Below are 14,141 nucleotides of genomic sequence, written 5' to 3'. Positions count from 1 at the left end.
CGGGCGCTTCATTCGCATGCTATACTGATTTAGCTAGCAAACAAGCAGAAAGTGGGATCGATTACGATGGATCGCATTAGAATGGCGAGACAGTCGGCAGCGGCTTCCGTTGTGCTGCCTTGTGCGGCTGTGCTCATTTGGCCTTCTTCGGTATGGCTGGTTGTACTTTTTCTTTTATGGACAATAGCAGCTGCTGGGTTCTGGATTAAGACAGAGCGCAATGAGCAGGAAAAGCGGTTGGCACGTACTGTGCATATGCTGCAAACGGCAAGTATTAAGACGCTGAATCATCATCGGCATGATTGGATGAACGATCTCCAGGTTTTGTTCGGTTACATACGAATGAATAAGCTGGATAAAACCGTGGAATACGTGGAGAAAATAAGGGTTAGAATGACGGAGGAGAGCCAGATTGCAAAGCTGGGTGTTCCTTCGCTGATCAGCTATATACAATCTTTCCGTACACTTACGAATGCCATGCAGCTTCAGGTGAAGATGGATGAGGATATTCATCTGAATGAACTGCCAAACGAAGGCCGGGACTTCGCTGAGACACTGATTAGTTTAATCAATGCTTATCGATTCCAGGTGAAGACAGGATATGGTGATCCTGCAACACTTACCCTAAAGCTCTCCAAAGAAGAGGGGACGCTGGTGGTAACTTTTCAGTATGAGGGCGAATTAACCAGTGAGCAACAGCTCACGGATAAAATAAAACAGCAGTTGGAAGGCGCGTCTCTGCATGCGGTCAAGTTTGATAACCCGCAAAGGAATATGGTTTTAAAAGCGGAGCGGCGCGCTTAAACGGAGGCAAAACATGTTTGTCGATAAAGCGAAGATATTTGTAAAAGGCGGTAATGGAGGTAACGGTATCGTTTCCTACCGTCGTGAGAAATACGTGCCGGAAGGCGGACCAGCAGGCGGAGACGGTGGTAATGGCGGCGACGTCATTTTCCGTGTAGACGAAGGTTTGCGTACACTGATGGATTTCCGTTATCAGAAGCACTTTAAAGGTCCAGCCGGCGAACGCGGCAAAGTCAAATCCATGCATGGTGCAAGTGCAGACGATATGATTGTCCGTATTCCGCCAGGTACAGTTATTGTGGATGATGATACGGAACAGATCATTGCCGATATGACTCGTCATGGACAGGAAGTTGTTGTTGCACGCGGCGGACGCGGTGGACGTGGTAACACTCGATTTGCAACAATTAATAATCCAGCTCCTGACATTTGTGAGAATGGGGAAGAAGGCCAAGAGCGCTGGGTAACACTTGAGCTCAAGGTTATGGCTGACGTTGGCCTCGTTGGATTCCCAAGCGTAGGCAAGTCCACACTTCTGTCGGTTGTATCCGGCGCGAAGCCGAAGATTGGTGCATACCACTTTACAACGATTACACCAAACCTTGGTGTTGTTGATGTAGGTGACGGCCGCAGCTTCGTGATGGCCGATCTTCCGGGATTGATCGAAGGAGCTCATGAAGGCGTTGGTCTTGGCCATGAATTCCTTCGTCATGTCGAGCGGACAAGAGTTATCGTACATGTCATTGATATGGCGGGTACGGAAGAGCGCGATCCTTTCGAGGATTGGGTCAAGATTAATGATGAACTAGTGAAATATAACGAGAAGCTTGCTGATCGTCCGCAAATTATTGCGGCGAACAAAATGGATATGCCTGGTGCTGATGATAACTTGGAGCTGTTCAAAGAGCAGCTTGATGCGGTTCGCGGTGATCGTGAATATCTGATCCTTCCGATCTCGTCGCTGACTAAGCAGGGAATTCAAGAGCTGCTGTACAAAGCAGCTGATACACTTGACGCTGTTCCTGATGAGCTGACGATTGAAGAAGTGAAGGATGTTGCGGAGCGTAAAGTATTTACGTTCGAGAAACGCGAAGATAACAACTTCACGATTCATAAGGAAGATGAGATCTTTGTCGTGCAAGGCGCAAGCATTGAGAACTACTTGAAGCGTATGAATATGAACTCGTATGACGCGATTATGCGGTTCGCACAACTCATGCGGAAGTGGGGCGTTGATGCCGCTCTTCGTCGTGAAGGCGCAAGAGATGGAGATACAGTTCAAATCGCCGACTTTACATTCGAGTTCTTCGAAGGCACCGATTATACCGGAAAATAGAACAATATCAAATGAAACACAAAAGACGGCCGCTGGTCGTCTTTTTTCATAGAAAGCATCGCACTTACCTATTGCCGCTTTCGCCATATTCCGCTATAATGTCCATTATAGAAGAACAATTGTCTTTGTAGGGAGGACGAAATAGTGACGCAACGTTATTATGTCGTTCGTGAGGATATGCTCCCTGAGGCGATCTTGAAGACGATTCAAGTGAAAGAAATGCTTGGTCGAGGCGAAGCGTCCACGGTGCACGAAGCGGTTGAGAAGGTTGGGCTTAGTCGCAGCGCTTTTTATAAGTATAAAGATGGCGTTTACGGGCTGCATGAACTGGAACGCGAACGGATTGTGACCATCTCGATGGATTTGGAGCATCGATCCGGTGTATTATCGAAGGTATTGAGCCTCGTGGCTGGTCTGGAAGGGAATGTCCTGACGATGAATCAGAGTATTCCGCTGCAAGGCTTCGCTAATGTGGTTATATCCGTTGATATTTCAAAGCTTAATGAAGAACTTACAACACTTATTGAAGTGATACGCAGCCAGGAAGGCGTGCGTAAAGCTGCCGTTATCGGACAAGGTTGATTAGATGGAGGGAATTGTATGAAGCCAGTGAAGGTAGGTTTGCTTGGTCTCGGTACTGTCGGGACTGGTGTAGTGCGCATCGTAGAAGGTCATCAGGAAGATTTGCAAAGCCAGGTGGGCTCTCCGATTGTTATTGAGAAAATTCTTGTTCAAAACAAAGCGAAATCCCGCAGTATTTCGATCGACTCGTCCAAGCTGACGGAAGATCCATGGGAAATCATCAGCAATCCTGACATCGATGTGATCGTTGAGGTAATGGGCGGAATCGGATCGACGAAGGAATATATTATGGAAGCACTCTCCCGTGGCAAGCATGTCGTTACAGCGAATAAGGATTTGATGGCTCTGCATGGCCCGGAGATTCTGGCTAAAGCGCAGGAGCATGGCTGTGATGTGTATTATGAAGCAAGCGTTGCAGGCGGCATCCCTATTATCCGTACACTGGTGGAGGGCTTCTCTTCCGACCGAATTACGAAGATCATGGGTATCGTGAATGGTACGACAAATTACATCTTGTCCAAGATGAGTATGGAAGGCGCGTCTTATGGCGATGTGCTGAAGGAAGCACAGGATCTTGGATATGCAGAAGCAGATCCAACTTCTGACGTAGAGGGTCTTGATGCTGCACGCAAAATGACTATTCTATCAACGCTTGGTTTCCGTGCGAAAGTAGCTCTTGAAGATGTCTCCGTTCAAGGGATGTCCAATGTTACACGCGAAGATATCCTTTACGCGAAGCGTCTCGGCTACACAGTGAAACTGCTTGGCATCGCAGAACGTCAAGATGATCAATTCAGCATCAGTGTTCAACCAACAATGGTGAAAAACTCACATCCAATTGCGTCCGTGAATGGTGTTTACAATGCAGTTTATGTATATGGCGAAGCTGTTGGTGAGACAATGTTCTACGGTCCGGGCGCAGGAGAACTGCCAACGGCTACGTCGATCGTATCTGACCTTGTAGCTGTCGTGAAGAACCTGAAGCTGGGTGTAAACGGCAAGCAAGGATTACTGACATACAAAGAGAAAAAGCTCAAAACCGATGAGCAGATTTCTTCGAAATATTTCCTGCTGCTTCATGTAGATGACCGTGCAGGCGTACTGGCTCAAATTACGCAAGTATTCGCGGAGTTTGAAGTAAGCCTGGAGTCAGTGCTGCAGCAGCCTAACGCCTCCAACCCAGAAGCAGAAATTATCGTGATTACACATGATGCGAATAAAGCTGCAATCAATAAAGTGCTGCAGAAATTTGAGTCGCTGGACGTTATTCGCAAGGTGAAGAGTGTTTATCGCGTAGAAGGCTAATCCTACTTCAATTTGATTGATTGCAAAAGCGAATAAAGGAGCTTTATCCGTCATGAATAATCGTCGAGTAATTGTGAAAGTGCCGGCCAGCACGGCTAACTTAGGACCTGGCTTTGATACGCTGGGCATGGCGCTTTCGTTGTATTCCTGGATTGAAATGTCTGCCGCAGAGAAAACAACATTTCGTCTGTACGGCGACCAGATGCAAGGCATTCCAACAGATAAATCGAATTTGATCTATAAAGTAGCTCAACTCGTCTTCGAAGAAGCGGGAGTTGTTGTTCCAGAGCTGGATGTTGCTATGTACAGTGATATTCCATTAACAAGAGGCTTGGGCAGCAGCGCATCTGCCATTATTGGTGCTCTAGTAGCAGCGAATGCACTGATTGGCAATCCGCTTACGGATGATAAGCTGTTCCAGCTCGCTACCAAATTAGAAGGGCATCCTGACAATGTTGGTGCTTCCTTATTCGGCGGAATTGTCGTCTCGGCATGGGACGGCGAACGTGCTGATTATGTTAGACTTGAACCACATGTGAAGCTCGAGACTTTGGTCGCGATACCAGCTTTCCAGCTGTCGACAGAAAAGGCGCGCCATTGTTTGCCAACGCAGATCAGTATGGCCGACGCGGTCTTTAATGTGGGCCGGAGTTCACTGCTCGTAGCGGCATTAGCTAGCGGCGAGCTGGGTCTTATCCGTCATGCGATGCGTGACCGGCTGCACCAGCCTTACCGGGCAGCACTGATTCCGGGTATGACAGCTATATTGGAGAGCGCGGCAGATTATGGTGCGCTTGGGGCGGCTCTCAGTGGAGCGGGTCCTACGCTGATCGCATTCGTAGATGAGACCAGCAAGAGCAAATCGGAGCTGGAGCAATTCCTGCTTGGAACATTGAAGCAGGAAGGCATCGTAGCAGATACAATGTGGCTGAAGCCAAGCTCGGAGGGTCCGGTCATCATTGTGGAAGACTCGGCAAGCTCTGCTCCTGATCTCATGGAGCGGATAAAAGGAGAAGTTGTACGATGAAGACAATTGCAGTACTGCCTGCCGGATCCGTGTCGGATGAAGCAGTCAAGCGGCTGTTTGCCGGAGAAGAAATGAAGTGGGAACACCACCGCTTAATCGCCGATGTATTTATGTCGACGGTAAACAGTGTCAGCGATTATAGCGTTGTACCTATTGAGAATACAATTGAAGGCTCCGTCAATCTGCATGTGGATTGGCTGGTTCATGAAGTAGATCTGCCAATTCAGGCGGAATGGGTCTATCCTTCGATTCAAAATTTGATCGGTCGCCGTTCGGAAGCAGCTAGTGAAGAGGGCGGAATTGATTTCAGCAAGATCAAGAAAGTGATGAGTCATCCCGTAGCTATCGCACAATGCTTGCAATTCCTTCGTAGTAGGCTGCCGCATGCAGAGATTGAAACTGTAGGAAGCACCTCTGAGGGTGTCAAGATCGTCAAGGACAATCCGGATGCAGGCTGGGCGGCTATCGGTACGATGACAGCTGCGAGCAATAACGGCTTGGATGTATTGAGTCAGGGTATTACAGACCACGATAACAATTACACCCGGTTTCTGCTGGTAGGCAGCGAGCCATTCACGGTGCGCAAATCGGACAAGCAGAAAACAAGTATTTTGATTACGCTGCCTGAAGATTATCCTGGTGCTCTTCATCAAGTACTCGCCGCTTTCGCATGGCGGAAGATTAACTTGTCGAAGATTGAATCACGCCCGACGAAGAAAAAGCTGGGCAATTATTATTTTTATATCGATATCGAAATGGCGCTGGACACAGTACTCCTGCCTTCGGCGCTTGAAGAGATTGAGGCGCTTGGCTGCCAGGTTCGTATCCTGGGGAGTTATCCAAGCTTTACTTATGAACAGCTACTGTAAGAAAATATAGGAATAAATGAGATTAGCGGTGCCCATAACGGGTGCTGCTATTTTTTTTGCTTGAAAATGGAGACACCTGCCTACGTTCTGCATAGGATGTAATGATTGATAGCAGGCATTCGCCGTGCCGTTATACAAAGTCCGTGACAGGAGGTTTTTTGCTAGTGAAAATTCATGTTGTAAAGAAAGGCGATACATTGTATTTCATTGCACAGAAACATAATGTGTCGATCGAAGACATCTTAAAGCTGAACCCTTCCATTACGAACCCGGATCTGTTGGATGTCGGAATGAAGCTGAAGGTCCCATCGGCTAATGAGGTTGGCGGCGGGACAGGAGGGATGGAGATTATGCATCAGCATGTGGTAAAACAAGGGGATACGCTTTGGAAGCTGTCGAAGGCTTGGGGCGTACCGCTCGCGGACATGATTAAAGCGAATCCGCAGCTTAAAAATCCGAATGTGCTTTTGACCGGCGAAATTGTCAACATTCCTAAAACAGCGACACCTACATCCGAGGGTCCAGCAGCACAAGGAACTGGCAGTGCTCATCCTCTTCATCCGATGTCGCTTATGCACGGTGTACAAAACTGGGTAGGCAAAAAGCCAACTGGCCAAATGCCAGCTGCGCAAGCACCAGCAGGTAAAACACCTACAGCTCCTATCGCACCGGTGGCTCCAGCAGGGAAAACACCTACAGCACCAATCGTAACACCGGTTGCTCCTGCTGAGAAAGAACCTGCGAAGAAAGCTTTGCCGATTCAAAAATCGCCGGACAAAAAAGCGAAGGCAGAAGATGCGAATGTGAAGCCAAATATGAAGCCTGCAATGGAAGCAAATGTAGCACCAAAAATGAAACCAAACGTAGCACCAATTACACAATCGAATGCACAGCCAAACCTGCAGCCTAGTGTTGATTTATTCAAGCAATTTGGCGTACCTGCGGTTGAAGCAGCTTCCCAGCATCATCATGGCGGATATGGCAATAATCAGCCAATGGTATCTCCGATGCAAGTCGGCCCAGGTTATGGTTATGGCGGCTGGCCTGGCTCAAATGTAAGCCCGGCAAACGAAGGTCCTTGGTGCCCGCCTGGTACAATGCCAATCGCGGAGGGACCAGGTTACGGCTATGGCGCAGTCTCTCCAGCCGTATTTGGTTCGGAAAATGCATCACCAGTACTTGGAGCTGAAAATGTTGGCCCAACCGCATTAGGTGGCGAGAATGCAGCACCAACTAATGTAAGTCCGGCTGCAGTAGGCCCAGGTGGCGGCTATGGCTTTGTATCGCCAGCTAATGTTGGTCCAGAGCATGGTTATGGTTACGGTCCGTCTGCTGTATCTCCGGCTAATGTAGGCCCAGACTACGGCTATGGATATGGCCCATCAGCTGTATCGCCAGCTAACGTTGGCCCAGACTATGGTTATGGCTATGGCCCATCAGCTGTATCGCCAGCTAACGTTGGCCCAGACTACGGCTATGGATATGGCCCATCAGCTGTATCGCCAGCTAACGTGGGTCCAGACTATGGTTATGGCTATGGTCCATCTGCCGTATCGCCAGCTAATGTAGGTCCAGACTATGGTTACGGCTATGGTCCATCTGCCGTATCCCCTGCTGAAATGGGCCATGGCTATGGATGGGGTCCAGGAGCCGTATCCCCTGCTGAAATGGGTCCTGGTTACGGCTATGGTCCATCTGCCGTATCTCCTGCTGAAATGGGTCCTGGTTATGGATGGGGTCCAGGAGCTGTATCCCCTGCGAGCTTTGGCCCAGACAATGTTTCTCCAGCTGCACTAGGGGAAAATTCCGCTCCAACAAATGTTAGTCCAGAGATGATGGGTCCTGGCGGAGGTTATGGTTATAGCCCAGGCTGGGCATCTCCGGCAGAAGCAGGTCCTGACTTTGGATATGGCTATGGATATGGCGGACACGTATCGCCAGCAAATGTAGGCCCAGAGTATGGATATGGCTATGGTCATCCGGGAATGGTATCTCCAGAGATGATGGGGCCAAACGTATCCCCTGCAGCCTTAGGTTCGAACGTATCACCGATGGCACTTGGTTCTAACACAGCACCAACCGCTCTTGGTTCAAACGTATCACCGATGGCGCTTGGTTCCAACATGTCGCCAACAGCACTTGGCTCAAATGTATCACCGATGGCCCTTGGCTCGAACATGGCGCCAACAGAACTTGGCTCTAATGTATCTCCAATGGCACTTGGCTCGAACATGGCGCCAACAGCGCTTGGTTCCAACGTATCACCGATGGCTCTTGGCCCGAACGTCTCCCCGGCAAGCTTTGCTCCTGGAGGTTATGGCTACGGCTATGGACATCCGGTAGCTGGTGCACAAGGCTTCTCTCCTTATTCTTACTGGCCAGGTCAAACAGCTGGTGCACAGGATGATCCTTGCGGCTGTAATGGCAAGCGCGTAGAGGAAGAGCCTGAGGCTGCTGCGATTGTAAGCAAAAAAACAAAACAGCGCAAAACGGCCAAAATTCGTAGTGTCCCTGCAAAAACGACCAAAACAAAACGAAACAGCAAACCTTGGATTAACCGTTAATTAGAGTTCTTCATGCTAATGCCTCTTGCCTTCCCCCAAAGGCAGGAGGCGTTTTGCTGTTTCATTTTTCCTATCCATACATATTAATGGAAGTTTAGAGTTAAACTAGGTCAAACATGAATACAAGGGGCCTTTATTATGATGAAGTTCAGTTTATGGAAGCAAATAAAAAAACGGCTGCGAAGGAGTCGGCGTCCAATGTGGACGCTAGGTTCGTTCTTACTCGGAATGGCGGCGGCAATTCAAGCTGTATATGGTCTGCCAGGGACAGCAGCGGCGAATGCTGCAGGTAAGATAGAGCCAGGTGAAGGGAACCCTGGTTTGATCCGGATTTTGCAGGAGCATGAAGAGCCGCTTGCAGTTAGGCTGCACCGTCAATACATTTGCGGGGAAGAAACGCAGCCTTTTGGTCAAATGACGTCAGCTGAAGTTATTCGGATTCTAATGTCCCATCCGGAATGGACAGCGATGCTGTCACAGGATGGTCAAACAGTGGTGCTGGAGCAGTCGATTGAAGATTTCTCTCAATCCTGCAGAGGCAATGTGTATATCGGATTAGACAAGCTTGGCTATTTGTCCCTTTTTGAAGGTGCGCCTAAGAAGGAGAAGGTCGTCAAAACTTTCTTCCAGCTTGATGTCAGATATATGGAGAGCAGCCTTCCACAGGACAAGGTTGATAGCTTGACGAGAGGAATCAAAATCTCAGATATGGATGAATACAATAGTGTTCTGTCGACTTACAGTGATTTCGCTATGCCAGCTAACCAAAAAGTGATGAAGCCGACTTATTGATGCGATGCCAGCCTTCCGCCTTTACCGCGGAAGGCTTTTTTATAGACTGGGGAAGTTTTGTCGGCGCGGCAATCTCAAACGCGTGTTCTCATTCGGACCAACTTTTGCTATAATGGACGGATAAGAAGCGGTAAAGACTGCCGCAAAGGAGTTGGCGGATTGCGCGTTCTTGGTATAGACCCCGGCATTGCGATCGCGGGTTTTGGATTCATTGACAAAGATGGACATAAGCTGAAGCCGGTTCAATATGGCTGTATTCAGACAGCTGCACATACCCCTGCGGAAGAGCGGCTTGTGCAAATTTATGATTCGGCTGTAGCGCTGATTGATAAGTATAAACCGGATACGGTTGCGGTAGAGAAGCTGTTCTTCAATCGCAACGTGACAACGGCATTTGCCGTAGGGCAGGCAAGAGGAGTTATTATCTTGGCAGCGGCCCAGCGTGGGCTGCCAGTGGCAGAGTACACTCCGCTGCAGGTGAAGCAGGCTGTTGTTGGCTACGGCAAAGCAGAGAAGCGCCAAGTGCAGGAAATGGTCAAGATGTTTCTGAAATTATCGGCTATTCCGAAGCCGGATGACGTGGCCGATGCGCTTGCTGTAGCGATCTGTCATGCCCATTCTTCGGGCTTGTCGCAAAAAATTAACGAGGTGCTTCGATGATTGATTTTTTACGCGGACTTATTGCTCATGTGGAATCGGAATATGTCGTATTAGATGTTAGAGATATCGGCTATCGTGTGTTTACTCCTAATCCTTATTCATTTGCGGGTAAAGAGGATACCGTGACCATTTATATTCACCATCATGTACGTGAAGATGCGATCTTACTGTATGGATTTGAATCACGGGAGGAACAGACCTTGTTCCGCAAGCTTCTTGAAGTATCGGGCATTGGTCCAAGAGTGGCACTTGGCATCTTGGCAGGAGGGCGCCCGGATGCAGTGATTGGTGCCATTCAGCAGGAGAATATCGCCTTTCTGACGAGACTTCCCGGCATTGGCAAGAAGACAGCTCAACGTATGATTCTTGATCTGAAGGATAAGCTGGCAGGCTTTGCAACGGATGCTGGCTTGTTGGCTGCGGCTGGGCTGGCGCCTCATCAGCCTGTATCAACCAATAGTGCACAGCAAGGTGTCGGAACAGCATGGGAAGAAGCTCGCGAGGCACTTGCTGGACTTGGTTATACCGCTGCCGAGCTGGATAAAGCATGGAGCGAGCTGGCACCTTCGGTAACGGCTGAGGAAACAGTAGATTCCTTAATGAAACGTGCCTTGCAGCAGCTGTTTAAAGGCTAACATAAAGGAGCTGAGCAAGGGTGGAAGATCGGATTATATCCGCTAACCTGATGATGGATGAGCAGGCTTTAGAGTTAAGCCTGCGCCCGCGTTATTTGGCTGAATATATCGGGCAGTCCAAAGCGAAGGAAAATTTAAAAATATATATTGATGCAGCCAAGATGCGGAAGGAAGCACTTGACCATGTGCTGCTGTACGGGCCTCCTGGCCTTGGCAAAACAACACTGTCGAACATTATCGCCAACGAGCTTGGCGTTAATCTGCGTACAACTTCCGGTCCTGCTATCGAGCGTCCTGGTGATTTGGCGGCTTTACTTACGAATCTGCAGGAAGGCGATGTATTATTCATCGATGAGATCCACCGCCTGCATCGAACCGTTGAGGAAGTTCTGTATCCTGCGATGGAAGACTTCGCACTTGATATTATGATCGGCAAAGGGCCAAGTGCCCGTTCCGTGCGTCTTGATCTGCCTCCATTTACACTTATTGGGGCTACAACGAGGGCCGGTCTATTGTCTGCGCCTTTGCGTGACCGGTTTGGCGTTATCAGCCGCTTGGAATTTTATACAGTTGATGAGCTTGCTTATATTGTCTCCCGTTCTGCAGAAATCTTCGATATTGCGATTATCGGAGAAGCTTCACAGGAGATTGCGATGCGCTCAAGAGGGACTCCTCGTATTGCGAATCGCCTCCTGAAGCGGGTGCGTGATTATGCGCAGGTGCGCGGTGACGGGATTATTACGTATGAGATTGCGCAGCAGGCACTTGAGTTGCAGCAGGTCGATCCGATGGGACTCGATAATATTGACCATAAGATGCTGCTCACGATGATGACGACATTTGCCGGAAGGCCTGTTGGCCTTGATACGATCGCAGCTTCTATAGGGGAAGAAAGCCAAACCATTGAAGATGTGTATGAGCCATATTTGATGCAGATCGGTTTCCTGCAGCGGACACCACGTGGCCGGATCGCAACGGATCAGGCCTATCGGCATTTAGGAATGCCTGTGCCAGAGAGGTGAGAAGCATGAAGAGCGAGCGGGAGAAGCTGTATGTTGTATATGACGGAACCTGCAATCTATGTATTGGAACAGTTACCAAGCTGAAGGAGCTTAGCTCGAATGCAGAATTGATCTTTGTACCGATTCAATCGCTCCGGAATGCTGGCAATGCTGTTCCTGGGATCGAGCAGGCTGCGGAAACAGAATTATATGAGAAGATGCATGTTACGGATGAAAAAGGCCGGTTATACGCCGGAGCGGATGGTGTAGTCCGAATCCTGCGTACGATAGCCGGCTTTCGCCTGCTTGCAGCGCTTTATCGGCTGCCTGGCATGAGCAAGCTGGGTGATTTTCTTTATCGCTATATTGCGAAACGCAGATATGACTGGTTCGGACAAACGGAACAAAGCTGTTCTGTTAATGGCTGCAAGCTGCCGCAAGATGAGAGGGGAAAGGGGAATCATTCATGAGGTTTCAACGATGGTCGTTCAAGCGCTTATCGCTTCTGACGATCGCCGGTTTGTTATTTGTTTCGACTTGGTGGGCCAAGCCTTCGCTTGGCGCAGTTCCACAGCTCGATTCGATACGAGTCGCCATCTTTCTGCAATTACCGGGGAAATATACAGTAAATACACCAGCAGCTACTTTTGCATCTGCTGACGGATTAACGATAGGAATGAGCGACCCGACGGGAATCGTTCCTTGGATTAAAGCAGGGGCCAATGAACAGTCTCGTGTTGCGAAGGATGATTATAAGGTCCGGGTTATTGAGACAGCAAGCTTCGATACAGCTTTGGCGGTCTACAAACGACTCCAAGCAGCATCGGGCAGCGGCTTTATTACTTCTCTGCAGAAGAAAGGCAAGACGGTCTATCAAGTCGCTGAAGGAACGTATGGCAATGCATCAGAAGCTTCGGCTGCTTTGACCAAATGGAATGCGGATAGCACATTAAATACCCTGACAGGCAGTGCAAAGGGAGTTATTCAAGGTCCTTTCCACTTGGAAAGTGCAACTTCTTACGCGTCGGAGGCGGAAGCCGTTCAGGCATCCGAAGCATTCAGCGCAGCAGGAGTGGATACTTATGTGGCCGTTCGTAAGGCTGCTAGCAGCAATGCCCGTTATTCCGTATTCGTAGGTGCGGCGGCAAGTTCAGCGGAGCTGAGTGTTGTGAAAACAGCAGCAGGCGCTGCAGGCAGCGGTCTGAAGACTGCGGATGATGCGGCTTATTTGCTCGAACGTAATGACCATACCTTAACAGCCAAAGCCGCTAGTCCGGTGAAGCTGTATGCTTTTCCAATCAATAATGCAAAAGTTCGAATTATGCCTGCAGGAGACAGCTCGATCAAGCTGACAGAGCGTTCTAATCGTACATACCGCGGACAATTTGAAGTAAGTGAATTCAACGGCAAGCTGGCTGTCATTAATGAGCTTCCGTTTGAACAATATTTGTATTCGGTTGTTGGCGGGGAAATGGTAGCTTCTTGGCCGCTTGAAGCACTGAAGGCGCAGGCAGTAGCCGCACGTACATATGCGCTCTATCAAGGAGCTGGCTTCCAAATCGCTAATGTTGTAGATAGTGTGTATAGTCAGGAATATGAAGGAACGGTAAGAGAGAAGCCTTCCACTATCCAAGCTGTTGATGAGACAGCGGGTGAAGTGGTGCTTTATAACGGTAAATTAATTGAAGCACTGTTCTCATCGAATGCGGGCGGAAAATCTGCTGATGCTGCAGAAATTTGGGGCAATTCTGTTGCTTACCTGAAGAGTGTATCCAGCCCGGATACATCTTCAGAAAAGGGGCTTTACACGTGGTACCGCGTTGTTCTTCCTAACAATCTGACAGGATATATCCGCGAGGACCTGCTAACGGATTCTGGTGAGACCAATGCTGCAGGTGTGAAGCTGATGACGGTAAACACGGATGGTTCGAAGGTCAGGAAAAATCCGGTCGTACAGGATACCATCCCGCTGATCGGACAAGTAAATAAAGGAACAGTGGTAGCTGTGCTGGACAAGGCAATCGAGAATAATGCCATGTCTTGGGTCAAGGGACCGTTTACGTCCTCGGAGCTCCTTGCTACGATGACCAAGCAGGCGAGTGTTACAGGTCCGATTACATCCTTGCAGGTTGGTACAACAGGACCATCCGGTCGTGTTACACAATTGCTTGTCAATGGACAGCCTTACAATGTAAAATATCCAGATGTGCTTCGTTCTGCGCTTGGAGGTCTGCCAAGTACGTTGTTTAAGGTGGACGAAACGGCTAAGGTAACGATGCTTGGTGCAGGTGGTTCCACACGAACGAAGACAACTGCTTCACAGCCGGTCTATATGATCCAGGCAGGCGGCAAAGTCTCGCAGGCTGATGGAAACCTCATCGTAATGAATGGCGACAGCCAAATTCGGGCGACGACCAAAGATCCTTCTTATCGTTTTGTAGGATCGGGGAATGGCCACGGAATTGGATTATCGCAATATGGAGCGCTTAGCCTTGCTCAGCAAGGGTATGACTACTCTTATATCTTGCAATACTACTATAAAGATGTAACCATCGCTAAGGAATGA

Annotated in this window: 13 protein-coding genes; all 13 read left to right on the top strand. The window is 49.0% G+C overall.

Annotated elements, in window-relative coordinates; translation table 11 throughout:
* Positions 1–66 precede the first annotated feature (66 nt).
* The gene (locus FHS17_RS19730; RefSeq protein ID WP_167280167.1) at positions 67–804 is read left to right on the top strand and encodes a Spo0B domain-containing protein; all 738 of its coding nucleotides are present in this window, start codon (positions 67–69) and stop codon (positions 802–804) included.
* A gap of 13 nt (positions 805–817) precedes the next feature.
* Positions 818–2,140: a GTPase ObgE gene (obgE, locus tag FHS17_RS19725; protein ID WP_167280166.1), complete on the top strand. Its 1,323-nt coding sequence runs from the start codon at positions 818–820 to the stop codon at positions 2,138–2,140.
* A gap of 144 nt (positions 2,141–2,284) precedes the next feature.
* A complete protein-coding gene (locus tag FHS17_RS19720; protein ID WP_167280165.1) occupies positions 2,285–2,722 on the top strand; it encodes an ACT domain-containing protein in 438 nt (145 codons plus the stop codon).
* Positions 2,723–2,740: 18 nt separating this feature from the next.
* Entirely contained in the window at positions 2,741–4,027 is a 1,287-nt protein-coding gene (locus tag FHS17_RS19715) for a homoserine dehydrogenase (protein ID WP_167280164.1), read from the top strand.
* Positions 4,028–4,079: 52 nt separating this feature from the next.
* A complete protein-coding gene (thrB, locus tag FHS17_RS19710; protein ID WP_167280163.1) occupies positions 4,080–5,054 on the top strand; it encodes a homoserine kinase in 975 nt (324 codons plus the stop codon).
* Positions 5,051–5,923, top strand: coding sequence for a prephenate dehydratase (gene pheA / locus FHS17_RS19705; protein ID WP_167280162.1), 873 nt, complete (start codon positions 5,051–5,053; stop codon positions 5,921–5,923). The genes thrB and pheA overlap by 4 nt, the downstream gene beginning before the upstream one ends.
* 164 nt (positions 5,924–6,087) lie before the next feature.
* Positions 6,088–8,487, top strand: coding sequence for a LysM peptidoglycan-binding domain-containing protein (locus tag FHS17_RS19700; protein WP_167280161.1), 2,400 nt, complete (start codon positions 6,088–6,090; stop codon positions 8,485–8,487).
* A gap of 198 nt (positions 8,488–8,685) precedes the next feature.
* Positions 8,686–9,279 (top strand): BofC C-terminal domain-containing protein, encoded by a 594-nt coding sequence (locus FHS17_RS19695; RefSeq protein ID WP_167280160.1) that lies wholly within the window; start codon positions 8,686–8,688, stop codon positions 9,277–9,279.
* Between the two features lie 159 nt (positions 9,280–9,438).
* Entirely contained in the window at positions 9,439–9,939 is a 501-nt protein-coding gene (gene ruvC / locus FHS17_RS19690; RefSeq protein WP_167280159.1) for a crossover junction endodeoxyribonuclease RuvC, read from the top strand.
* Positions 9,936–10,574, top strand: coding sequence for a Holliday junction branch migration protein RuvA (gene ruvA / locus FHS17_RS19685; RefSeq protein WP_167280158.1), 639 nt, complete (start codon positions 9,936–9,938; stop codon positions 10,572–10,574). The genes ruvC and ruvA overlap by 4 nt, the downstream gene beginning before the upstream one ends.
* A gap of 20 nt (positions 10,575–10,594) precedes the next feature.
* Positions 10,595–11,596 (top strand): Holliday junction branch migration DNA helicase RuvB, encoded by a 1,002-nt coding sequence (ruvB, locus tag FHS17_RS19680; RefSeq protein WP_167280157.1) that lies wholly within the window; start codon positions 10,595–10,597, stop codon positions 11,594–11,596.
* A gap of 5 nt (positions 11,597–11,601) precedes the next feature.
* Complete coding sequence (locus FHS17_RS19675) at positions 11,602–12,045, top strand: thiol-disulfide oxidoreductase DCC family protein (RefSeq protein WP_167280156.1); 444 nt, start codon at positions 11,602–11,604, stop codon at positions 12,043–12,045.
* On the top strand, positions 12,042–14,141 hold the full coding sequence (locus FHS17_RS19670; protein ID WP_167280155.1) for a SpoIID/LytB domain-containing protein: 2,100 nt from the start codon (positions 12,042–12,044) through the stop codon (positions 14,139–14,141). The genes FHS17_RS19675 and FHS17_RS19670 overlap by 4 nt, the downstream gene beginning before the upstream one ends.

The organism is Paenibacillus lupini, assembly GCF_011761355.1.
Classification (GTDB): domain Bacteria; phylum Bacillota; class Bacilli; order Paenibacillales; family Paenibacillaceae; genus Pristimantibacillus; species Pristimantibacillus lupini.
Note: the sequence above shows the minus strand (reverse complement) of the source record. Positions and strands in the feature narration are given on the sequence as shown.